We start from the raw sequence: 24,390 nt of genomic DNA on the forward strand, positions 1-24,390 counted from the left end.
TGTTAAGGCAACAGAAAAAATTTCTATGCAGCAGAGACAGAGAGCACAGCATGGATGCAGGTTTGCTTTTCCTTTCGGGGAGAAGAAAAATCTGTATTTTGCTGTGCTTCTTTTCTTGTCCGTTTTCAGAAGGAGTGTGGAAGGGATGTATGATGTGGTAATCATCGGCGCCGGTGTTTCCGGCAGCGCGGCAGCACGGGAGATTTCCCGTTTCAGAGGAAATTTCTGTGTTCTGGAAAAAGAAGAGGATGTATGCTGCGGCACTTCCAAGGCGAACAGTGCCATTGTTCACGCAGGTTTTGACGCGCCGGAAGGATCGCTGATGGCAGAGCTGAACGTGGAAGGAAACCGTATGATGGGGGAACTGTCGGAAGAACTGGATTTCCCGTTTCAGAGGATCGGTTCTCTGGTGATCTGCACAGATGAGCGCGACAGGGGAAAACTGCAGGAACTTCTGGAGAGGGGCAGGGCCAATGGCGTTCCGGATCTCAGGATTGTGGAGAGAGAGGAACTGAGGGAGATGGAGCCTAACGTTTCGGATGATGCGGTGGCCGCGCTCTATGCCCCGACCGGCGGAATTGTGTGTCCCTTCCTTTTGAATATCGCCATGGCGGAAAATGCCGCGGTCAACGGGGTTGAGTTCCGTTTTAATACGAAGGTGAACGGAATCGAGAAAACGGGGAAGGGATTCTGCATCCACACAAATAACGGGGATGTTTCCGCCAGGACGGTGGTAAATGCCGCGGGCGTCTACGCGGATGTCATCCACGGGATGGTCAGCAGGGAAAAAATCCACATCACGCCCAGAAAGGGAGAGTATTACCTGCTGGATAAAAGCGCCGGAAAGCATGTTTCCCACACGATCTTTTCCCTTCCGACAAAAATGGGAAAGGGAGTCCTGGTCACACCTACGGTTCACGGAAACCTGCTGGTCGGCCCGACGGCAGTGGACATCGAGAACAGGGAGGGGGTCAATACCACGGCTTCCGGTCTGGCGGAAGTTGCCGCAAAAGCGTCCGGTTCCGTGAAAAATGTGCCACTCCGTTCGGTTATTACGTCCTTTGCCGGACTTCGAGCGCATGAGGACCGCCATGAATTTATCGTGCGTGAGGCGGGAGATGCCCCCGGATTTGTGGACTGCGCGGGCATAGAATCTCCGGGCCTTACGGCAAGCCCCGCGATCGGGAAGCGTGCGGCTTCTATTATTCAGGATATTCTGCACCTGGAAGAAAATCCGGAATTCTGCGGCACAAGAAAGGGAATTCTGAATCCGTCCAGGCTGAGTATAGAGGAGAGGAACGAGTTGATCCGGAAGCATCCGGAGTATGGAACGATTATCTGCCGCTGCGAGAGCATCTCTGAGGGAGAGATTCTGGATGCCATTCACCGTCCCCTTGGAGCAAAATCCCTGGATGGTGTAAAACGGAGAGTGCGGGCAGGAATGGGGCGCTGCCAGGCAGGATTCTGCTCCCCGAAAGTCATGGAAATTCTGGCGAGAGAAGTTCCGGGACTGACGATGGACCAGGTGACAAAAAGCGGCGGTGCTTCCGGACTGATCGTCGGGACGGATAAGGACAGACTGTAAGGAGGGGTATGTGATGAGCGAATGTATGCAGGCGGATATTGTAATCATCGGCGGAGGCCCTGCCGGTCTGGCTGCCGCGGTAGCCGCGAGAGATGCGGGGGAAGACAGCATTCTGGTTCTTGAAAGAGACAGCAGACTGGGAGGAATCCTGAATCAGTGTATTCATAACGGGTTCGGGCTTCACACCTTCGAGGAGGAACTGACCGGACCGGAGTATGCCCAGCGTTTTATCGATATGGCTGCGGAGAGAAAGATCGACTATAAATTGAACACGATGGTTTTAAGCATCAGCAGGGATAAGGTTGTCACTGCCATGAACCGGGAGGACGGTATGTTTCAGGTGCAGGCAAAGGCCGTCATTCTGGCCATGGGCTGCCGGGAGCGTCCGAGAGGAGCCCTGAATATTCCGGGGTACCGTCCGGCAGGAATCTTTACGGCGGGAACCGCCCAGAGACTGGTGAATATCGAAGGCTATCTGCCCGGACGTGAGATCGTCATCCTCGGTTCGGGGGACATCGGGCTGATTATGGCCAGGAGGATGACGCTGGAAGGCGCGAAGGTTAAGGTTGTGGCAGAGCTGATGCCTTATTCCGGCGGACTGAAGCGGAATATTGTGCAGTGTCTGAATGATTTTAATATCCCGCTGAAGCTGAGCCATACGGTTGTGGACATCAGAGGAAAGGAGCGGGTGGAAGGCGTGACGATCGCTCAGGTAGATTCCCACGGAAAACCGGTACCGGGAACCGAGGAGGATTATACCTGCGATACGCTTCTCCTCTCCTGCGGGCTGATTCCGGAGAATGAGCTCTCCGCCCAGATGGGGGTAGAGATGAATCCGGTCACGAAAGGGCCGATGGTCAACGAGAGCCTGGAGACCAATGTAGAGGGAGTCTTTGCCTGCGGAAACGTCCTCCATGTTCATGATCTTGTGGATTTTGTGTCTGAGGAGGCGGAAAACGCGGGGAGAAACGCCGTAAAGTATGTACGTGCCATGGGTCGTCCGGGAAGCCGGAAGGAAACAGGGGCGGTTCCGGTTCTGGCCACAGACGGCGTGCGGTATACGGTTCCTGTCTGCGTCCGTCCGGATTACATGGACGACAAACTGACCGTGAGGTTCCGGGTCGGGAATGTCTACCGGGATCATTATATTGCCGTCTATCTGAATGATGAGAGAATTCTTCACCGGAAACGGCAGATACTTGCTCCGGGCGAGATGGAACAGGTGATTTTGGACAGGGAAAAGTTGAAGAATGTGCCGGATCTGAGACAGATTCGGATCTGTCTGGAAAAAGACTGAAGATAGAAGCGGTGCCGGACGGCACGCGGAATGGAGAACAGCATGGAAAAAAGAGAGCTGACATGCATCGGCTGCCCCATGGGCTGCCAGATTACGGTGGAAATGGACGGGAAGGAAGTTAAGGATATCCAGGGATATACCTGCAAAAGAGGAAAGATCTATGCGCAGAAGGAAGTGACAAACCCGACCAGGATCGTGACTTCAACGGTGCGGGTAACGGGTAATCCGGAGGTGCCGGTCATTTCCGTAAAGACGGCGCAGGATATTCCGAAGGCCGATATTTTCGACTGCGTCAGGGCGCTGAAAAATGTAACGGCCGTTTCGCCGGTAAAGATCGGCGATGTCATCCTGCATGATGTCTGCGGCACAGGGGTCGATGTTATCGCGACAAAGTCTGCCTGAGTTCACAGATTCCACTTATTTGGAACACAAAAACCGCACAGATTCATCGGAAATCAAACACATTCCTTTTTTATTCTGATAATCAGAAAGCGGCACCGGAAACAGCGGCGCGTTTCATGAAACAGAAAGAAAGGAATGACAGATATGACATACGATTTCAGAGAAAATTATGAGATAAACAGGGAAGAAGAGCTTGCGGAAAAAAGAAAGGCGGCGGAAAGACGCCAGGCGTCCCGCCGGAGGTCGGCAAGGAAAAGATGGATTGGCATCCTGTCCGGCGGCCTGGTATTCGGGCTGGCGGCAGGAGCCACCTCATATGGAGTGAATGCCGCGGCGCAGCTGCGGAACAGCACTTCTACAGAGTCCACGGCCTCCCTGGCGGCGGGAACCGCTACGGGTACTAACGGGGACAGCGCCACCGCGGAGCTTGCCAGTGAGACGGCATCGGGAAGCACCGGGACACAGACGGTTGCGGAGGTCGCCGCGGAGGACATGCCTTCCCTGGTGACGATTTCGACACTCAGCGTTCAGGAGATGCAGAGCTTCTTCGGAGGAACCCAGCAGTATGAGGCGGAGGGAGCCGGAACCGGTGTGATCGTGGCGGAAAACGATGATACGATCTACATTGCGACAAACAATCATGTCATCGAGGGCGCTACGCAGATTTCCGTCGGTTTTGCGGATGAATCGGTTGCCTCCGGCCAGATCGTAGGAACCGATACCGATAACGATCTGGCAGTGGTAGCGGTCAGCAAATCCGATCTCAGCGACAGCACGAAGAGTCAGATCAGCGTCATTAAAATCGGTGACTCCGACCAGATGGCACTGGGAGACCAGGTGGTTGCCATCGGAAACGCGCTGGGCTACGGGCAGTCTGTAACCAGCGGATATATCAGTGCGCTGAACCGGGACTTGCAGCTTTCGGACGGGCAGAATGTGTATAATTCCACAGGCCTGATTCAGACGGATGCGGCGATTAACGCCGGGAACAGCGGCGGAGCCCTCCTGAATATGAACGGAGAACTGATCGGTATCAATGAGGCGAAGGGCTCGTCCACTTCCAGCGGGGCAACGGTTGATAACATGGGATATGCCATCCCCATGGCAAAAGCCATCCCGATCCTGCAGAACATCATCGGCAGCGCTGCCCAGCTGCAGACCTGATTCTGCCGCGGGGCGGCAGGGGAGCACCAGGCGTAATACCTGCTGTGTGCGGGAAAAGGCGGGACTTTACAGATGAAAAGTAATAGGATATGATACTCCCATCGGGAGTATAAGGAGAAATACAGCTGACTGCTGGCGCTGCGCTCTGCTATACAGACCGCGGCCGGCAGTCATTTTTTTGGGGAAAGGAAAGTCGAGGATTATATGAGGTGTCCTTATTGCGGCGAAAATAACCCGGACGATGCGAGAAGGTGTTCAAACTGCGGATGCCGCCTGGATAAAGTGCGGGAAAAGAAGAAAGAAAAAAATATTCTCGCCTACGGGATTATTCTGGTCATTGTTATTATTGCGGCCGGAATCGCGGCAATGTTTCTGGTTTCGGACATGCTGAAAAGAAATGAATCGCAGGATGGCAGCCTTCCTTCCAAGGTAAAAATCACGATGACCTCGACGCCGGAACCCACGCAGGAGGCGGTCGTCTCGGAGACACCGACGCCGGAACCGACCGAAGACGTAAGCGCGCTCTCCTCGGTTTCCTCTTCTTCAGGGGAGAACGGCACGGGATCCGCGGATGTTAAGGCGGAACTGGTGGATGATAACCGGAAGTCGGAAATGAGCCTGATGGGATTCAGCCAGGTTACCGTGGCTTCTGCTTCCGCGTCTTCGACGATTCAGCAGGATGGGATTGACAACACGCCGCACGTGATGACGGACGGAAGCACGTATTCCTGCTGGCAGGAAGGGGTGGACGGAGACGGCCTGGGCGAAAATGTCACGTATCAGTTCGACAGGGAATATAAGGTAAAGTTCCTGGTTCTCCGTCTCGGAAACTGGTACAGCGCCGGCGACGGGATTGATTATTACACAAGGAATAACAGGCCGGAAAAAATGACATTTATCCTGGGAGACCAGAGCTTTGACGTCACTTTCCCGGATGAGCAGAGGGAATTCTGTGTGGAATTCTCCGAAGAGGTTCCGGCTTCTTCGCTGAAGATGGTGATCGACAGTGTTTATCAGGGAACCGATTACGAGGATACCTGTATCAATGAAGTGGATGTCTACGGATATTGAACCGTACCGGGCGTGATTTTCCGCAGTGATGAGAAATGAAACGGCAGGCAGGAGAAATGGCGAAAGAAGCGAAAACCAACGCGATGCGCATGCTGGACAGGCAGAAGATCCCTTATGAAGTCCTGCAGTATGAATGTGATAACTTTATAGACGGGATGCACTGCGCCAGGGAAACCGGACAGCCGGTGGAACAGTCCTATAAAACACTGGTCTGTGTGGGAAAAAGCGGCCAGCACTATGTCTGCGTGGTTCCGATTGCGATGGAGATCAATTTGAAGGAAGCCGCGCGGCAGACAGGGGAAAAATCCCTGGAGCTTATCCATGTGAAGGACATCACCGCCCTGACCGGATATGTGCGCGGAGGCTGCAGCCCGATTGGGATGAAAAAACAGTTTCCCACGGTTCTGGACAGCTCGGCGGAACAATTTGACAGAATTTATATCAGCGGGGGAAGAATCGGGCTGACGCTCTGCCTTGCCCCCGGAGACGTCCTGAAGGCCTGCCGCGGCAAATACGGCGCGATCGCCATGCCGCCGCCGGAATCCCGGCAGGACTAGAGGACGCTGTCGCGAAGCATTTTCTGTCTGGACTTATGGGAAAAACTGTGCTACGATTCTGCCGTAGTCATGCAGTCGGATATTTGCTATAGATAGAGAACACAGGAGGATTTAGCGATGAAACTTACACATATTAAAAATGTAGATGAATTTTTCAAGGTTGTTGACAGCTGCAAGGGACGTGTAGAGCTTGTTACCGGAGAGGGAGACAGACTGAACCTCAAGTCAAAGCTCAGCCAGTATGTTTCTCTGGCAAATATTTTCGCGAAGGATTCTGAGATTCCGGAGATGGAGATCGTAGCGTCCGAGCCGGAAGATATCGATAAGCTGATGAAGTTTATGATTCAGGGCTGAAAAAAACGTAAGATTGGTTTTTGCAGAGACGAGGGTCGTAAACCTTCGTCTCTTTTGCGCGGAAGAAAGGAAAGCATTATGGCTATAAAAATAGATGTAATTTCAGGATTCCTCGGTGCGGGGAAAACAACGCTGATCCGGAAGCTGCTGATGGACGCGCTGAAAGGACAGCAGGTGGTTCTGATTGAGAATGAATTCGGTGAGATCGGCATAGACGGAGGATTCCTGAAGGATGCCGGAATACAGATCCGGGAGATGAACTCCGGATGCATCTGCTGCTCGCTGGTCGGGGATTTCGGCACAGCACTGAAGGAGGTTGCGGAAAAGTATCATCCGGACAGGATTATCATCGAGCCCTCCGGGGTGGGAAAGCTGTCGGATGTCATCCGTGCCGTAGAGCGGAATACCGGGGAGGGTATGGTACTCAACTCGGCGACGACCGTCGTAGACGTCACAAAATGCAGGATGTATCTGAAAAACTTCGGCGAGTTCTTCAAAAATCAGGTTGAGGCGGCAGGTACCATTATCTTGAGCCGTATGGATACGGAGAAGGCAAAACCGGAAACGGTGGAGGAAGCGCTGAAGCTCATTCGGGAACTGAATCCTTCTGCCACTGTCATTACCACGCCGGTGGAGGAGCTTGGTGGGAAAAAAGTCCTCCGCACCATGGAGGGCAACAAGATCGACCTTACGCTTGTGGAGGATGAGGATGACGAGGAAGAGGAGCATCATCACCATGAGCACCATGACCACGGAGAGGAGCATCACTGCCACGGGCATCAGGAGCACGAAGAGGGGCACCACCACGATCATGACGGCCATGAGGAGTGCGGCTGCGGTCATCATCACCATCATCACCACGACGCGGATGAGGTATTTACAAGCTGGGGCCAGGAAACGGTCCGCAGATATACCGGAGAGGAAATCCGGTCCGCGCTGGAGAAGCTTTCCGCAGATAATTCCTACGGCACCATCCTCCGGGCAAAGGGAATGGTGGAAGGCACCGATGGAAAGTGGATTTATTTTGACATGGTGCCCGGCGAGGCAGATGTCCGCGAGGGAGAGCCGGAATATACCGGAAGGCTCTGCGTGATCGGATCGGATCTGAAAGAAGACGGACTGAAGAAGCTTTTCGGGCTGTAAGCCTCACAGGAGAAGACGGAATGAACGAGGAAGAAATTGAAGTCCCCATTTATCTGATCACCGGATTTCTGGAGAGCGGAAAGACATCCTTTCTGAATTTTACGCTCCGGCAGGATTATTTTCAGCTGGAGGAGCCGACCCTGCTGATCAATACGGAAGAGGGGGAGGAAACCTATGACGCGAAGGACCTGCTGAAGTATCATACCCTGGTGGAAAACGCCACAGAGCAGGAACAGTTTAATGTAAAGCTTCTGCGTCAGTACCAGCGGCAGCACAATCCCGGCCGCGTCATCCTGGAATATAATCCGTTCTGGAGCGTGGCTTCCCTGGAGGCCATGAGGCTTCCGGACGGATGGGGTATTGTCCAGAAAATTGTGATTGTGGACGCCAGCACCTTCCAGGTGTACATGAACAACATGAAATCTCTGTTTGTGGAGATGGTCAGGAATGCGGACATGGTGCTGTTTAACCGCAGTTCTGCCGATCTTCCGCTGGCAAATTTCCGGAGGAGCGTCAAGGTAGTAAGTCCGGGATGCTCCGTGGAATTTGCCGGAGAAAACAATGAGCCTGTCGATATTTTCGAGGATGATGTCCCGTATGACATTACGCAGGATCCGATTGTGATCGATGACATCGACTACGGCATTTTTTATGTGGATATGCGGGACAATCCGGAACGCTACGACGGAAAGCTGGTGCGTTTCCGCGCCAGGGTGCTTAAGAGCAGCCGGACGGATGCCGACATTTTTATGCCGGCCAGGCCGGCAATGACCTGCTGCGCGGAGGATGTCCAGTACATCGGCTATATCTGCCACAGCAAAAATGCCCGCAGGCTGACGGAGGGCAGCTGGATTGAGCTGACAGCCCGTGTAAAATGGGAATATGTGGAGCTTGCCGGGGAAGAAGAACCGGTATTTTACGCAAAGAGCATCCAGGCGTCCAAAGCGCCGGAGGATGAGATGGTTTACTTTAACTGACAGGAGAAGTCATGTATCTGGTAGCTGGCCTGGGCAACCCGGGAACAAAATATGAAGGAACCAAACATAACATGGGGTTCGATGTAATCTCAGAGCTGGCAGATGCCTGGAATATCCCGTCCTCCGGCATCTCTATGAAGGGAATGTACGGCAAGGGCAGGATCGGGTCGGAAAAGGTGATCCTTCTGAAGCCTCTGACCTACATGAACCTGAGCGGGGAAGCCATACAGGCATTTGTCCGCTACTATAAGCTGGATCCGGAAACGCAGCTGGTTGTGGTCTATGACGATATTGATCTGGAACCGGGAAGAATCCGGATCCGGGAAAAAGGGAGCGCCGGAAGCCACAACGGAATGAAAAGCGTGATCAGCTGTCTCGGCACGGACCGGTTTGTCCGTGTCCGCGTAGGAATCGGCGCAAAACCGCCGAAGTGGGATCTGGCGGATTACGTTCTTGCTCCTTTTGACAAAGAAAGCCGGGAGCTGGCGGACGCAGGCGTACGGGATGCGGCGAAGGCGGTGGAAATGATCGTCGGAGGAGAGACAGACCGCGCCATGAATCTGTACAATCAGCGAGGCAGCTGAAAAACAGCTGCCTGTTTTTATAAGGTAAAAGGAACACGAAACTATGCCAATGAAAGCACTGCTGCAGCCGCTGGAGGCTGTGGCGGGATTTGATGACCTGAAAAAGCAGCTGCAGAAAGAGCTGGGAATTGTTTCGGTCTATGGCTGTCTGGATTCGCAGAAGGCGAATCTTGCGGCTGCGCTTGCGCAGGGAAGGACAGCGCTTCTGGTTGCGGAAAATGAGCGGAAAGCCAGGGAGCTGTATGAGGACATGAGGCTGTACAGCCGGAATGTGTTTTACTGTCCGCGCAGGGATTTGATTTTTTTTCAGGCGGATATATCCGGAAATCTGCTGACCCGTCAGAGAATGCGGGCTTTCCGGGCGCTTGCGGAGCAGGAGAATGCCATCATCGTCACCAGTACAGGGGGGTGCATGGACTATCTCCTGCCTGTTCGCGTGCTGAAAAACAGGCGGCTGGGAATCCGGGCGGGGGAAGAACTGGATCTGACGGAGCTTACCCGGAAGCTGGCAGAGCTCGGCTATGAGCGGTTCGGCGAGGTGGACGCGGCCGGACAGTTTGCGGTCCGGGGAGACATTCTGGATGTTTTCCCGCTTACAGAGGAGAACCCCTGGAGGATCGAATTTTTCGGGGATGAAGTGGATTCGATACGCAGTTTTGATCCGGAAACACAGCGCTCCATCGAAAATCTGCAGGACGTTGTCCTTTATCCGGCCTCGGAAGAACCGGGACAGGCGGAAGGAGAACCGCCCCGCGCGGATTTTTATAAAAGCCTTACGGACTCCCTGCCGGATTATCTTCCGGATGACGGCCTGCTGATTCTGGATGAACCGTCAAGAATAACCGAGAGCGCCGAAGCCATTTTTCTGGAATACCAGGAGGCCATGAAACACCGGCTTGAGGAGGGAAAAATTGCCCCGGAGGCCGCAGACCGCATGCTCTCTCCGGCTCTCATGGAGAGTGTGTGGGAGAGACATCATACGGCCGCCATGAGCCTGATGCAGCTCCGGCAGGGGACCGCTGTTCTTTCCGGAGAATACAGTGTTCTGGCCCGGTCGCTGAGCCCGTATAACAACCAGTTTCCCATGCTGGTGAAGGATCTGAAAAAGTGGAAGAAAAGCGGCTATCGCTCTGTCCTGCTTTCCGCCTCCAGGACAAGAGCAAAAAGGCTTGTGGAGGATCTGCGAGGCGAGGAACTGAACGCCGTCTACAGTGAGGATGCGGACAGGATTCTCCAGCCCGGAGAGATTCTTGTCACCTACGGGAACGCCCGGCGGGGATTTGAATATCCCATGCAGAAGTTTGTCCTGATTACAGAAACGGACATTTTCGGCGCGGAGCAGAAAAAGAAGCGGAGAAAGAAAACCGTCAGAAACGGAGAAAAAATCCATAGCTTCTCGGAACTCTCGGTGGGGGATTATGTGGTCCACGAAAGCCATGGGCTGGGAATCTACCGGGGAATCGAGAGGGTAGAAGTAGACCATGTGGCCAAGGACTATATCCGCATCGAATATTCCGGAGGAAGCAGTCTCTATGTTCCTGCGACTTCCCTGGAGGTTCTGCAGAAATACTCCGGTTCGGAAGGACACCGCCCCAGGGTCAATAAGCTTGGCGGGAAGGAGTGGGATAAAACCCGCAGCAGGGTAAAGGGCGCGGTAAAGGATATCGCCGAGGATCTCGTGAAGCTCTATGCTGCCCGTCAGGGGGAGACCGGATATCAGTACGGTCCGGACACGGAGTGGCAGAGGGAATTTGAAGAAATGTTTCCGTTTGAGGAGACAGACGATCAGCTGGCGGCCATTGAGGACACCAAAAGAGACATGGAGAGCGGAAAAATCATGGACCGGCTGATCTGCGGAGATGTGGGTTACGGAAAAACGGAAATAGCCATCCGGGCCGCCTTCAAGGCCGTGCAGGAAAACAAGCAGGTCGTGCTCCTGTGTCCGACCACGATTCTTGCCCAGCAGCATTACAATACCTTTGTCCAGCGGATGAAGGATTTTCCTGTCCGGATTGATATGCTCAGCCGCTTCCGGACCGCCGCGCAGCAGAAAAAAACGATTGCGGATGTAAAAAAGGGCATGGTGGATATTCTGATCGGTACGCATCGTGTTCTTTCCAAAGATATTGTGTTTAAGGATCTGGGACTCCTGATTATCGACGAGGAGCAGCGCTTCGGGGTTACGCATAAGGAACGGATCAAGCAGATGAAAAAAAATGTGGATGTCCTGACACTGTCGGCAACCCCCATTCCACGGACACTACATATGAGCCTGATTGGAATCCGGGATATGAGCGTTCTGGAGGAGCCGCCGCTGGACCGGATGCCGGTTCAGACCTATGTGATGGAGTACGATGAGGAAATGGTGAGGGAGGCGATCAGCCGGGAGCTTGCCAGAGACGGCCAGGTCTATTTTGTCTATAACCGTGTCAATGATATCGCGGAGGTGGCCGCCCGCATCCGTGCCCTGGTTCCGGAGGCCAATGTGGCTTTTGCCCACGGCCGGATGAAGGAGCAGGAGCTGGAGGGCATCATGTATGACTTTATCAACGGTGATATCGATGTGCTGGTATCCACGACGATCATTGAGACCGGCATGGATATTTCCAATGTCAACACCCTGATCATCTGTGACGCGGACCGCATGGGACTGTCACAGCTTTATCAGCTCCGTGGACGCGTGGGGAGGTCCAACCGGAATGCTTACGCGTTCCTGATGTACCGGAAGAACAAGATGCTGAAGGAAGAGGCGGAGAAGCGGCTTCACGCCATCCGTGAGTTTACGGAGCTTGGAAGCGGGGTCCGCATAGCCATGCGCGATCTGGAAATCCGGGGAGCCGGAAATCTTCTCGGGGCAGAGCAGCACGGACACATGGAGGCGGTCGGCTATGACCTTTACTGCAAGATGCTCAGCGAAGCGGTGCGGGAGGCTAAGGGAGAAGAGATCCGGGAGGATTTCGAGACATCGGTGGATCTGACCATCAATGCCTTTATTCCCGCGTCGTACATCCCGGAAGAAGGCCAGAAGCTGGAGCTGTACAAACGGATCGCCGGAATTGAGAATCAGGACGAGGCGGATGATATGCTGGATGAGCTTCTGGACCGCTTCGGAGAGCCGCCCCTCAGCGTCCGAAGCCTGATGGATGTTTCGGTGGTGAAGGCGGCTGCCCACCGCGCCTGGATCACGGAGATCCGGCAGACAGGGGAAGAAATCCGGATTACCTTCTTTGAGCGGGCAAAGCTGGATCCTGCGGTTTTTCCGGCGCTGATGGCGACGGAGCAGTACAGGAACTGCCTGTTCTTCCACATGGGGAAACCGCCGTACCTGGTCTACAAGCCGAAGGGAGCCGACAGAAAACCGGAGACAGTCCTGAAAAAGCTGAAGGAACTGTGCGGGAAGCTGACTGAACCGGTGGAAAAACAGGAGTAATGCAGATGGTGGAGTGACCGCGGCGAGGCAGCTGCGGCCTGCCGGAAGAAAGAAAACAATAGAATTTGAGGAAGAATTTGATGGATATTATTAAGAAAATTTCCGGGGAGCTGCAGATCCGTCAGGATCAGACCGCAGCCGCCGTGAAGCTGATCGACGAGGGGTGCACGATACCCTTTATCGCCCGGTATCGGAAGGAGGCGACAGGCTCCCTGAATGATGAGCAGCTGCGGAACCTGGGGGACCGGCTGGCCTATCTGCGAAACCTGGAGGAGCGCAGGGAATCGGTGCGAGGAAGTATTGCGGAGCAGGGAAAACTGACTCCGGAGCTGGACCGGGCGATTGCGGCCGCGGAGACCATGGTGGCGCTGGAGGATCTTTATCTGCCCTTCCGGCAGAAACGGCGGACCCGCGCCTCCATCGCGAAGGAAAAAGGACTGGAGCCGTTGGCGGACCGGATTCTTGCCCAGGCGGCGGATTTCCGGCCGGAGATAGCGGCGGAAGCCTTTGTCGATCCGGACAAGGATGTGACGGATGCGCGGAGCGCGCTTGCGGGTGCTTCCGATATTCTGGCGGAGAGATTTTCCGAAGAGGCGGAGGTCCGCGCGGAGATTCGTTCACAGACCCGGACTTCCGGAGTTCTGGCCGTCTCCGCGAAAAAACCGGAGGAAAAATCGGTTTATGAAATGTATTACGACTTTCGGGAGCCGGTGCGGAAAATAGCCGGCTACCGTGTTCTGGCCATAAACAGGGGGGAGAAGGAAAAAATCCTGACCGTCCGGCTGGAGGTCCCGGAAGAGGAACTTCTGCAGTACATGCGGAGGCGGTTTATTACCGGGGAGAATCCGGAGACGGCGGAACTGCTCGGGGAAGTTATCCGGGACAGCTACTCCCGGCTGCTTGCCCCGGCGATTGAGAGGGAAATACGGAAGGAGCTGACGGAGCGGGCGGAAGAAGGGGCGATGAAGGTCTTTGCCAAAAACCTGCAGCAGCTGCTCATGCAGCCGCCGATTGCCGGACAGGTCGTTCTGGGCTGGGATCCCGCGTTCCGGACAGGATGCAAGCTGGCTGTGGTGGACGCCACGGGGAAGGTCCTGGACACGGCGGTTATCTACCCGACCGCGCCTACGAATCCGGCCAAAATCGCGGCGGCCGGGGAAACGCTGAAAAGACTGATCCGGAAATATCAGGTCACGCTGATCTCTGTGGGCAACGGTACCGCGTCAAGAGAGTCTGAGCAGTTTATTGTGGAACTGCTGAAGGAAATTCCGGAGAAGGTTTCTTATGTGATCACCAATGAGGCAGGCGCTTCTGTTTATTCCGCCAGCAGCCTGGCGACCGAAGAATTTCCGGAATTTGACGTGGGACAGAGAAGCGCGGCTTCGATTGCCAGAAGGGTGCAGGATCCGCTGGCAGAACTGGTGAAAATAGATCCCAAATCCATCGGAGTCGGGCAGTACCAGCATGATATGAATCAGAAACGTCTCGGAGAAGTTCTGGGAGGAGTGGTCGAAAACTGTGTCAACCGGGTAGGCGTGGATCTGAATACGGCATCTGCGCCCCTGCTGGAATATGTATCCGGGATTTCCGGGACGACCGCCAAAAATATTGTAAAATACCGGGAAGAAAACGGGTCGTTCCGTTCCCGGAAAGATCTTCTGAAGGTTCCGAAGCTGGGTCCGAAGGCTTTTGAGCAGTGTGCGGGATTTCTCCGGATCCGCGGCGGGACCAACCCGCTGGACGCGACGGCGGTTCATCCGGAGAGCTACCAGGCGGCGGAAGCCTTTCTGAAAAAAGCGGGGCTGACGCCTGCGGACATTGCGGACGGCGGGCACGGAACCCGCATCCGGGACTGTATGACGGCGGGAGCGCGCAGCCGCGCGGAGGCGCAGCAGAATATCAGCAGATTCCTGAAGCAGACAGCAGAGGAGCTGGACATCGGCGAGTTGACGCTTCGGGATATAATCTCCGAGATGATCCGGCCTGGCAGAGACCCCAGAGAGGATATGCCTAAACCAGTCCTGCGAAATGATGTCCTGGAGATGAAAGACCTGCGTCCCGGCATGATTCTGAAGGGGACGGTCCGGAACGTGATAGATTTCGGGGCGTTTGTGGACATCGGGGTTCACCAGGACGGACTGGTCCATATTTCGCAGATGACGGACAAAAAATTTATCAGACATCCCCTGGAGGTCGTAAGCGTGGGAGATGTCGTGGAAGTCAGGGTGCTCAGTGTGGATATGGAAAAGAATCGGATCGCCCTGAGCATGAACCTGTGAAATTTGAACGAATTTTCCGAAATAAAAGTTGCCGAGCTTACACACTTGGACGTATACTCTATTTTTAGAACAGGGAGGATATGATTTTCATGAAGATGAACAGAAAAATGGCTGCCGCGGGACTGGCCGGCTGTATGATCGCCGGCATGCTTCTGTCCGGGTGCGGTACGAACGGAAAAGAAACTGCGATTAAGGTGAATGATGATGTGCTTACGGTCGGCGAGGCGAATTTTTTCCTGCGCTACCAGCAGGCCCAGTCCACGTATATGATGCAGCAGTATGGCATGTATCAGTCCGGCGCGACGCTCTGGGACAAGGACTACACCGCTTCCAGCGATTCATCCATTTCTACCTACGGGGACTCACTGAAGGATTCCGCGAAAAACACGCTGATCCAGAACGTTTGTCTGAAGGAACACGCCGCAGATTATGATCTGGCTCTCAGCGATGACCTGAACAGCGCGCTGGACACGGCGGCGGAGAAAACCTACAGCGAAAATGAGGATGTCATGAAAAAGCTCGGGACAAGCCAGGACGACATCCGCTATATTCTGGAGCTGTCCTCATACCAGTCGCTGATGTATGACGCCATGACGGCGGACGTGGACACTGATGTTTCCGACGACGAGGCGAAGCAGTCCACCATTACCTATGCAAGAATCAATCTGACCACGCAGAATGACAGTGGGGATACGGTTAGCGTGGACGATGATGCCAAGGCAAAATACAAGACAACCATGGAGGAACTGCTGAAAGAAATCCAGAAGGCGGATGACCCGGCGACAACGGACATCACTTCTCAGGCCAAGGCGCTGGATTCTGAGAACATTGTTTCTTCCACCCTCAGCTACGGCAGCGATGACACCACTCTGCCGGACGCGGTCAAAGAGGCGGCGGCGACGCTGCAGGACGGAGAAGTCTACGACGGAGTCATTGATACCGGGGATTACTACTATATTATCCGTATGGACGCGGTGCTTGACCGGGACGCTACAGATTCCAAAAAGGAGAGCATTGTCTCAGAGAGAAAGCAGACGGCGTATAATGACCTGTTAAAGAGCTGGACGGACGCGGCGGATGTCACGCTCACCAAGGCCTGGGATAAGCTGGAGGTGACGGACAAAGACGGATACACCGTATATGTTGCGCCGACAGATTCCGCATCGCAGAGCTCTGCGTCCGGCACGGATTCCGTGACATCTTCTTCTGCAGAGAGCGTAACCTCTTCATCAGCAGGAAGTACAGGAAGTTCTTCGGTAAGCAGCTCTTCGGCTCAATAAGGAGAATCTCATGAACAGACAGGGATTTCGCACCATGACCGAAAACCGCATTCTTCTGCTTGACGGCGCGACGGGAACAGAGATGCTGAAGCGCGGAATGCCCAGAAACATCTGCGCGGAGGCATGGATTCTGGATCACGGGGAACTGCTGGAGGATCTGCAGAAAGCCTATGTGCAGGCCGGAAGTCAGGTGGTTTATGCCCCGACATTTTCCGCAAACAGGATCAGTCTGAAAAAGCACGGGCTGGAGAGGGATGTGAAACGGCTGAACACCGGCCTTGTGGAGCTGACCCGTAAGGCGGTGGGACAGGACGCGCTGGTGGCGGGAGACATGACAACACCCGGCGAGCCGCTGGACCCGCTGGGAGATCTGGAGGAAGAAGAGCTTTTTGAGGCGTACTGCGAGCAGGCCGAGGCGCTGTACCAGGCGGGCGCGGATCTGATTGTGGCCGAAACACTGATGGCCCTCCGGGAGGCGGAGCTGGCGCTGCGGGCAGTCCGTTCTGTCTGCGGTCTTCCGTTTATGGCGACAATGACAGTCCAGGAGGACGGGAGAGCCTGGTTCGGCGGGACAGCGGAAGAGCTGGTAAAGAAAATGACGGAGCAGGGAGCGGATGCGGCAGGGATTAACTGTTCCTCCGGACCGCGGCAGCTGGAGCCGGTTGTCCGGGCGATGGCTGCGGGAGCGGAAATTCCTGTGATTGTCAAGCCGAATGCCGGTCTGCCTGTCATGGTGGACGGAAACGCGGTGTATGACATGAAGCCGGAGGACTTTGTCCGGGAAATGAAGAAACTGGCGCAGGACGGAGTCTCCATCCTGGGAGGGTGCTGCGGGACTACGCCGGAATTTATCCGGATGCTCCGGGCAAATCTGCTGTAATTGCCGTCCGGCCAAAAGGGCTCTGCGCAGACGTCGTCTGCCTGTTCTCTGTGTGGCATGACTTTTTGCGCTGAAATCATCATATGGAAAAGGAACCATAGATATGTATAATGATTTGTTTTCCATCGGTCCGCTCACATTTCATACGTACGGACTGATGTCTGCGATCGGAATTATCGCGGCTTATTTTGTCCTGGAATCCAGAATCAGAAAAAAAGGACTGGATGACAGCCATCTTTTCGGACTCCTGATTGCCTGTCTGGTTTTCGGGTACGCGGGATCCAAGCTGCTCTACATCATTACCATCCTTCCTCTTCTGGCAAGCGATCCGGATTTGTTCCTGCACTCGCTGTCAAACGGATGGGTGATTTTCGGAGGGCTGCTGGGAGGTATTCTGGGAGGATATCTTTTCTGCCGCTGGAAAAAACTTCCCTCCTGGAAATTTTTCGATGTCGGCATGCCTGCCGTGGCTCTGGCGCAGGGTTTCGGCCGGATCGGCTGCTTCTTTGCGGGATGCTGCTACGGGGTGGAGACCTCCGGGCCGGTTTACCTGGAATTTTCTCATTCGGATTATGCGCCGAACGGGATTCATCTGGTGCCGACACAGCTGATCTCCAGTGCGGTGGATTTCTGTATTTTTGCCTTTCTCAGCGTCTATGATAAAAAATGGAAGAAAAAGGACGGAGAGGATCTTGCCCTCTACCTGATTCTGTACAGCGGGGCGAGAATTATCGTGGAATTCTGGAGGGGAGACCTGATCCGCGGAGCGGTCGGGCCGTTCTCTACTTCCCAGTTTATCGGCCTTTTTACTCTTGCGGCCGGCATCATAATTTTTGTGATGCGGCGGAAAGACCGGAATCCGGAGAGCGCCGAGGCGCAGGAAGAGGCTGTTACAGAGACGGAAGAAGCCGGAACACAGGAGGAAATTTCCGCAGGGGCGGCAGAGGCTGGAACCCGGGAAAAGGCTGCCGCAGAACCTACGGAAGCTGTCGGGAGTGCGGACCGTGCGGCACAAGACCCAGTGGAACCGGAGGATCCGGATGCGTCCTGGGAGGCAAATGCTGCCGCAACCAGGCAGGACGACACAGAAGATTGAAAAACGGACCGGTGTTTCCGGCCATAGAACAGATCAAACAAAACAGACAAACAGAACAGAGAGGGCAGACACGCGTATCCCCACGGGGAGCGGCGTCGTCTGCCCTTTCTGTTACTTTTGGAAACAGGATCGGGTTATGACATCTCCGTCCATTCGCAATCCGCGGATTTTCCTGCTTTTATCAGGAAAATCGCTGCCTGCTCATGTTCGGGCGGGATCCAAAGTCATGAAATAGTTGACTGATTTACTCGGCTTTACTACAATGTAGTATAGTGTCTGCAGATAAAACGGGAGGAGGGATTCAGTTGAATCATACGGAGGCAGTTCTGGCAGTCAGCTTTGGAACCAGTTATCCGGAAACATGTGAAAAGACCATCGGGGCTGTAGAGCAGGATCTGGCGGCGGTCTTTCCGGAAGCGCCTGTTTACCGGGCATGGACCAGCGGGTTTATCCGAAAAAAACTGCGGGAGAGAGACGGCATTGTGGTTCCCTCGCCGGCGGATGCGCTGGAAAAGCTTCATGCGGAAGGGGTCAGGGATGTCCTGGTCCAGCCGACCTTTCTTCTACAGGGAATAGAATTTGATGAACTGAAGGAAACGCTCCTGGCTTTTCTTCCTCGGTTTGACAGAATCCGTCTGGGCAGGCCTCTTCTTTCGGAGGCTCGTGATCTGGACAGTGTTACGGATGCCGTCGGCGCTTCTTTTCCGCAGCTTGGCCCGGAGGATGCCCTTGTGCTGATGGGGCACGGGACAAAGCACGGCGCCAACCAGGTTTACCCTCGGCTGGCCGGACTGTTTCAGGAGCATGGGTACGGCAATGTCTTACTGGGAACGGTGGAGGCATCTCCGGGGCTTTCCGACATACTGGAACAGCTGGATAAAAAAAAGCCGCGGAAAGTACTTCTGGCCCCCTTCCTGTTTGTAGCCGGGGATCACGCGGTTAATGACCTGGCGGGCAGCGGATCCGATTCCTGGAAATCTGCTGTTGTCAGCCGCGGGTACCGTACGGAATGTCTGACGAAGGGGCTGGGAGAATATCCGGAGATTCGGCGCATGTATCTGGAGCATGCCGCGGAAGCCGTGCCGCTTTGAAATGGAATGCGTGCGGAAAGCGCGCGGACGGACAGATCACCTGCTGTACCGGCAGAGCCGGTATGGGAGAGGAAAAGGATGGGATAGTGTGATGACAGAAACTGATCGTTTTCCGGTCTTGTCGGAGCTTGAGATGCCGGAAAACCGGTCCGGCGAGACCTTTCTTCCGCTGAAGGACGGGACGGAGATTCCTGTGGCGGTAATAGCAGGGCAAAAGCCCGGAAAAACAATACTGATAACGGCCGGCATGCATCCGGATGAATATGTCGGCATAGAGGCGGCAGTGGAACTGGCCAGGGAGCTGGATCCTGACAGGGTCAGGGGAAAAATACTGATCGTCATGGCTGCGGGAAGAACCGCGTTCGAGAAAAGAGACGTTCGGGCAGGTGTGGATGAGTCGCAGAATCTCTACCTTGTCTTCCCGGGAAAAGCGGACGGGACTCCTGTGGAGCGACATGCGGAAGCGATTGTCTCCCAGTGTTTTCCGGGAGTGGATTATATGGTGGATCTCCACAGCGGCTGTATCTTTGAGAGCCTTACGCCGCATGTGTATTATGCCGGCAAGGCGGACCCGGCTGTTATGGAGATGTCCAGGGAGATGGCACGGCAGATGGATGTCCCCTACATGGTGCGTTCCGGTGTCAGCCGGGGCGGCGCGTATAATTACGCGTCGTCCTGCGGTATTCCCGCGGTTCTCCTGGAGCGGGGCGGACAGGGAAGCCGCACAGAGGAGGAAATCTACTCGGATAAGAGGGATATCTATAATCTCCTGATCCGACTGGGAATCTACGAGGCGCAGAAGGAGGACAGGACCTACTATCCGCTGGACGTAGATAAGCTGGTTCTTCAGTACGCCGAGTACACAGGACTCTGGTACCCGGAAAAAAAGCCGGGAGACCTTTTTGAGAGGGGAGAGATCCTGGGCAATGTGAAGGACTACAGCGGGGAAATACTGGAAACCTGCTATGCCTCTCATGACGGGGTGATTCTCTATCAGACGGAGACCCTCGCCATCGGGGAGAACACCCCGATGATTGCCTACGGACGAATCGCGAAGGAGAAGGATGACAGGGAAGAGCGGATTGTCTCCTACTGGTCAAAGAGAAGCGCCGGATTTCTGGAGCAGAAGCGCAGGGAGCTGCACAATCCGATTGCGGACCGCTGGGTGGCTCAGTTAAAGCGCTATCTTCCGGAAAAGCAGGGAGGTAAAGTGCTCGACGCCGGCTGCGGCGCCGGATTTTTCAGTATTCTTCTTTCCCATATGGGCTATGAGGTGACCGGCATCGATCTGACTCCCGGCATGATTGAGGGCGCGGAAAAGCTTGCGCGGGAGGAAAAGGCAGTCTGCCGGTTTGAAGTGGGAGACGCCATGAAAACCGGATTTCCGGACGGCAGCTTTGACTTCGTGGTTTCCCGGAACCTGACGTGGACGCTTCCGGATCCGGAACAGGCGTACCGGGAATGGCTCCGTATCCTGAAACCGGGTGGCCTCCTTCTGAATTTTGACGCGAATTACGGACTGGACAATGCCGCGGATCTGGCTGCTGTTCCGAAGAATCACACGCATATGCAGCTTGGTATGTCTACGCTTCAGGAGAACGAGGCGATCAAGGAAACCCTTCCCATCAACGGATATGCCCGTCCTGCCTGGGATCTGGAAATTCTGCGCAGGCTGGGAATCGGGGAATTCCGGATTGATACATCCGCGGGAAAGCAGATCTATATCTGCGAGGATGAGTTTTATAACCCGGCGCCGGTTTTTGCGCTCTGCGTGCGCAAACCGCCGGAATAAACAAGTGATGCAGTACACAGGGGAGGCAGTGAAGCGATGGATAGGGAAGTGCAGGGGATGACGGCCCAGCTGGACCGGATTATGAAGAACCGGACCGATGTAAAAAAAGGAGATACCCAGGAACTGGTTGAAAGCATCCTGGAGAGCTACGCGGAATATCCGGGCAGCACCAGGCTGAATGTCAGCAGCATTCTGAACAGGGATCTTCTGATTGACATACTCGGCAAGATCCGGGAGATCCTTTTTCCGGGATTTTATGACAAAAACCGGGTACGCGCGGAGTACGTCCGCTACATTGTGGGAGAAAAGCTGGAATATGTGCAGTACCATCTGACGAAGCAGGTAGCCATTGCCCTTGGGACGCAGGAGCTCTGTGAGGACTGCGAAAAATCGGTCCTCCTGAAAAAGGCGGAGGGAATCGTAGATGAATTCCTTCATAAGATTCCACGTCTGCGGGAGATTCTGGCGACAGATATCCAGGCGGCGTACAACGGGGATCCGGCAGCCTACAGTACAGATGAGATTATTCTGAGCTATCCCGGCCTGATGGCTATTTCCATCTACCGGATCGCGCATGAATTGTGGGTGGCAAAGGTTCCGCTGATTCCCCGCGTTATGACGGAATACGCGCACAGCAAGACGGGAATCGATATCCATCCGGGAGCTACAATAGGAAAATATTTCTTTATTGACCACGGAACCGGCATCGTCATCGGGGAGACGACCGTAATCGGGGATAACGTGAAAATCTATCAGGGTGTGACTCTAGGAGGACTCTCGACAAGAAAAGGCCAGGCGCTGAAGGGGGTAAAACGGCACCCGACAATCGGAAACCGGGTGACGATCTATTCAGGAACATCTGTCCTGGGCGGAGACACGGTGATCGGCGATGATGTGACCATCGGAGGCAACACCTTCGTGGTTCACTCGGTTCCCGCGGACATGAAGGTTTCCGCCCGTGCCCCGGAGCTGGAGTACAGCCATGGCGGCCCGAAAGGGGATATGGACGAGTTCAGCGACTGGGTGATCTGACCGCGGTCAGAAAAAGAATGTGAGATTGTGTTGAATTGCCACACGAAAGTGTGGCTTTTTGAATATTTCCTCCGGATTCATATTGCGCATTTGTGATTGCTGTTCTATAATGTCTTTACAGTGGCGCGGCACTGTTTTGCCATCGCGCCGGAATGCGCGCGGGGAAAAGCGCCGGCGGCGCACCCGCATAAACAGAAAGTGAGGACGGTCATCCATGGATGAAAAAATAACGATCAGCAACATGGTCAGCCGCATCAAGGGATCGGTTTCTCTGGAGCTGGCCAAGAAGCTGATGGATCAGGTGGAAGCTTATGCCAGGTCTAAGGGGATGGCCTGTGTCATCGCGGTAGATGACGCACACGGAAACCCGGTGGCTGTCCACGTCATGGAAAATGCTTTTCTGGTCAGCTACCAGGTTGCCACACAAAAGGCGTATACGGCTGTTGCCGTAAAAATGTCTACGATGGAGCTTTCACGGTTGGTGCAGCCGGGCGGCACCTTCTACGGCCTGGAGGCTATGCATGACGGAAAAATTGTGGCCTTCGGCGGAGGTGTCCCGCTGAAAATTGACGGCACCATCGTCGGCGGGCTGGGAATCAGCGGCGGTACCGGCGAGGAGGATAACGACGTGGCGGTTTACGGCCTAAAGGTATTCGCAGAGCTGACAGGCCAGTCCTGATTCTGTGTACAGGAGAAAAACGGTGAAAAGATCAAAGCGTTTTGAAATACTGGACCAGCGTCCGGTAAATAAGGACGGATATATCAACGAATGGCCGGAGATGGGGTTTGTGGCAATGGACAGCCCCTACGATCCCAGGCCTTCTGTCCGCGTGGAAAACGGGAAAATTGTGGAACTGGACGGCAAAGAACAGAAGGATTTTGATTTCCTGGATCAGTTTATCGCCGACTATGCCATCAATACCGACAGGGCGGAGAGCTCCATGGCCATGTCCTCCCTGGAGATAGCCAGGAAAATTGTAGATATTGATACGCCAAGGAAAGATGTCCTGAAAATTATTTCCGGCATCACTCCCGCCAAGATGAAGGAGGTCATCAATCAGCTGAATGTGGTTGAGATGATGATGGGCATGCAGAAGATGCGCGCCAGAAAGAAGCCGGGAAATCAGGCGCATATTACGAACCTGAAGGATGATCCGGTGCAGATTGCCGCGGATGCGGCGGAAGGCGCCCTCCGGGGGTTTGCGGAAGAGGAGACCACCATGGGCGTGGCAAGATACGCGCCGCTGGATGCCATGGGACTGCTGATCGGCTCGCAGGCGGGACGTCCCGGTGTCCTGACCCAGTGCTCCGCGGAGGAGGCGACAGAGCTGGAGCTCGGCATCCGGGGACTGACCACCTACGCGGAAACGCTCTCGGTCTACGGGACGGAAAAAGTCTTTATTGACGGCGATGACACGCCCTATTCCAAGGCGTTTCTGAACTCCGCGTACGCGTCCCGCGGGCTGAAAGTCCGGTTTACCTCCGGTTCCGGATCGGAAGTACTGATGGGAAGCAGTGAAAAGAAGTCTATGCTTTATCTGGAGTGCCGCTGCCTCTATGTGACAAAGGGAGCGGGCAGCCAGGGGATTCAGAATGGCTCTGTCAGCTGTATCGGTATTCCGGGCGCGGTTCCGGCCGGCATCCGGGAGGTACTGGGCGAGAACCTGGTAGCAGCGCTTCTGGGACTGGAATGCGCTTCCTCCAACGACCAGAGCTTTTCCAATTCCGATATGCGCCGCACGGCGAGAACCATGCTGGAATTCCTTCCCGGAACGGATTTTATCTTTTCCGGTTACGCGGCGGAGCCGAATTATGACAATATGTTCGCGGGATCTAATTTTGATGCGGAAGATTTTGACGACTACAATGTATTCCAGAGGGATATGCAGGTAGACGGAGGGCTTCGTCCGGTCAAAGAGGCGGATGTCATTGCTGTCCGGAATAAGGCGGCAAGGGCCGTGCAGGCTGTTTTCCGTCAGCTGGGTCTGGCAGAGGTGACCGATGAACAGGTAGAGGCCATTACTTACGCGCACGGAAGTAAGGATACCCTTCCCAGAGATGTTGCGGCGGACCTGATGTCTGCGGAGGATGTCATGAAGCGGGGAATTACGGGTGTCGATGTTGTGCGCGCGCTGGCGGAAACAGGCTTCACCGATCTTGCGGAAAACGTCCTGGCCATGCTGGAACAGCGGGTGATCGGCGACTACATGCAGACGGCGGCCATTCTGGACAGTAATTTCAAGGTAATGTCCGGCCTCAACACGCCGAATGATTATCTGGGACCCGGTACCGGTTATCGTCTGGAGGGAGAGCGCTGGGAGGAGATCAAGAGAATTCCTCACAGAATCAACCCGATGGACATTTGATGCGGAGGAG

At 54.7% G+C, this 24,390-nt stretch carries 20 protein-coding genes; all 20 read left to right on the plus strand.

Annotation, left to right across the window (positions count from 1 at the left end; genetic code table 11):
- Positions 1-145 precede the first annotated feature (145 nt).
- The 20 genes from FYJ60_RS09845 (at position 146) to FYJ60_RS09940 (ending at position 24,380) form a co-directional block, all read left to right on the plus strand.
- The gene (locus FYJ60_RS09845) at positions 146-1,585 is read left to right on the plus strand and encodes an NAD(P)/FAD-dependent oxidoreductase (RefSeq protein ID WP_154458513.1); all 1,440 of its coding nucleotides are present in this window, start codon (positions 146-148) and stop codon (positions 1,583-1,585) included.
- A gap of 13 nt (positions 1,586-1,598) precedes the next feature.
- Entirely contained in the window at positions 1,599-2,882 is a 1,284-nt protein-coding gene (locus FYJ60_RS09850; RefSeq protein ID WP_235903387.1) for an NAD(P)/FAD-dependent oxidoreductase, read from the plus strand.
- Positions 2,883-2,924: 42 nt separating this feature from the next.
- Positions 2,925-3,284 (plus strand): DUF1667 domain-containing protein, encoded by a 360-nt coding sequence (locus FYJ60_RS09855; RefSeq protein WP_154458514.1) that lies wholly within the window; start codon positions 2,925-2,927, stop codon positions 3,282-3,284.
- 135 nt (positions 3,285-3,419) lie between these two features.
- Positions 3,420-4,448: a S1C family serine protease gene (locus FYJ60_RS09860; RefSeq protein ID WP_154458515.1), complete on the plus strand. Its 1,029-nt coding sequence runs from the start codon at positions 3,420-3,422 to the stop codon at positions 4,446-4,448.
- 204 nt (positions 4,449-4,652) lie between these two features.
- The gene (locus tag FYJ60_RS09865) at positions 4,653-5,519 is read left to right on the plus strand and encodes a zinc ribbon domain-containing protein (RefSeq protein WP_154458516.1); all 867 of its coding nucleotides are present in this window, start codon (positions 4,653-4,655) and stop codon (positions 5,517-5,519) included.
- 56 nt (positions 5,520-5,575) lie between these two features.
- The gene (gene ybaK / locus FYJ60_RS09870; RefSeq protein ID WP_154458517.1) at positions 5,576-6,076 is read left to right on the plus strand and encodes a Cys-tRNA(Pro) deacylase; all 501 of its coding nucleotides are present in this window, start codon (positions 5,576-5,578) and stop codon (positions 6,074-6,076) included.
- Positions 6,077-6,193: 117 nt separating this feature from the next.
- Entirely contained in the window at positions 6,194-6,430 is a 237-nt protein-coding gene (locus tag FYJ60_RS09875; protein WP_154458518.1) for a polya polymerase, read from the plus strand.
- 78 nt (positions 6,431-6,508) lie between these two features.
- Entirely contained in the window at positions 6,509-7,573 is a 1,065-nt protein-coding gene (locus tag FYJ60_RS09880) for a CobW family GTP-binding protein (protein WP_154458519.1), read from the plus strand.
- Positions 7,574-7,593: 20 nt separating this feature from the next.
- Complete coding sequence (locus FYJ60_RS09885) at positions 7,594-8,550, plus strand: TIGR03943 family putative permease subunit (protein WP_154458520.1); 957 nt, start codon at positions 7,594-7,596, stop codon at positions 8,548-8,550.
- 11 nt (positions 8,551-8,561) lie between these two features.
- Positions 8,562-9,134, plus strand: a complete 573-nt coding sequence (gene pth / locus FYJ60_RS09890; RefSeq protein WP_154458521.1) for an aminoacyl-tRNA hydrolase — start codon at positions 8,562-8,564, stop codon at positions 9,132-9,134.
- A 49-nt stretch (positions 9,135-9,183) separates the two neighbouring features.
- On the plus strand, positions 9,184-12,564 hold the full coding sequence (gene mfd / locus FYJ60_RS09895) for a transcription-repair coupling factor (protein ID WP_154458585.1): 3,381 nt from the start codon (positions 9,184-9,186) through the stop codon (positions 12,562-12,564).
- Between the two features lie 80 nt (positions 12,565-12,644).
- The gene (locus FYJ60_RS09900) at positions 12,645-14,843 is read left to right on the plus strand and encodes a Tex family protein (RefSeq protein WP_154458522.1); all 2,199 of its coding nucleotides are present in this window, start codon (positions 12,645-12,647) and stop codon (positions 14,841-14,843) included.
- A gap of 89 nt (positions 14,844-14,932) precedes the next feature.
- The gene (locus FYJ60_RS09905) at positions 14,933-16,123 is read left to right on the plus strand and encodes a peptidylprolyl isomerase (protein WP_205839056.1); all 1,191 of its coding nucleotides are present in this window, start codon (positions 14,933-14,935) and stop codon (positions 16,121-16,123) included.
- A gap of 10 nt (positions 16,124-16,133) precedes the next feature.
- Positions 16,134-17,003, plus strand: a complete 870-nt coding sequence (locus tag FYJ60_RS09910; protein ID WP_154458524.1) for a homocysteine S-methyltransferase family protein — start codon at positions 16,134-16,136, stop codon at positions 17,001-17,003.
- A 103-nt stretch (positions 17,004-17,106) separates the two neighbouring features.
- Positions 17,107-18,099: a prolipoprotein diacylglyceryl transferase gene (locus FYJ60_RS09915; protein ID WP_154458525.1), complete on the plus strand. Its 993-nt coding sequence runs from the start codon at positions 17,107-17,109 to the stop codon at positions 18,097-18,099.
- Positions 18,100-18,404: 305 nt separating this feature from the next.
- Positions 18,405-19,190 carry a sirohydrochlorin cobaltochelatase gene (locus tag FYJ60_RS09920; RefSeq protein WP_205839057.1) on the plus strand — a complete coding sequence of 262 codons (786 nt, stop codon included), beginning with the start codon at positions 18,405-18,407 and terminating at the stop codon, positions 19,188-19,190.
- Between the two features lie 91 nt (positions 19,191-19,281).
- Complete coding sequence (locus tag FYJ60_RS09925; protein WP_205839058.1) at positions 19,282-20,982, plus strand: methyltransferase domain-containing protein; 1,701 nt, start codon at positions 19,282-19,284, stop codon at positions 20,980-20,982.
- A gap of 36 nt (positions 20,983-21,018) precedes the next feature.
- Entirely contained in the window at positions 21,019-22,014 is a 996-nt protein-coding gene (epsC, locus tag FYJ60_RS09930) for a serine O-acetyltransferase EpsC (protein WP_154458528.1), read from the plus strand.
- A 214-nt stretch (positions 22,015-22,228) separates the two neighbouring features.
- Positions 22,229-22,693 carry a GlcG/HbpS family heme-binding protein gene (locus tag FYJ60_RS09935; protein ID WP_154458529.1) on the plus strand — a complete coding sequence of 155 codons (465 nt, stop codon included), beginning with the start codon at positions 22,229-22,231 and terminating at the stop codon, positions 22,691-22,693.
- A gap of 22 nt (positions 22,694-22,715) precedes the next feature.
- A complete protein-coding gene (locus FYJ60_RS09940) occupies positions 22,716-24,380 on the plus strand; it encodes a propanediol/glycerol family dehydratase large subunit (protein ID WP_330579185.1) in 1,665 nt (554 codons plus the stop codon).
- The last annotated feature ends 10 nt before the right edge of the window (positions 24,381-24,390 follow it).

It is taken from the genome of Bilifractor porci (assembly GCF_009696005.1).
Classification (GTDB): domain Bacteria; phylum Bacillota; class Clostridia; order Lachnospirales; family Lachnospiraceae; genus Bilifractor; species Bilifractor porci.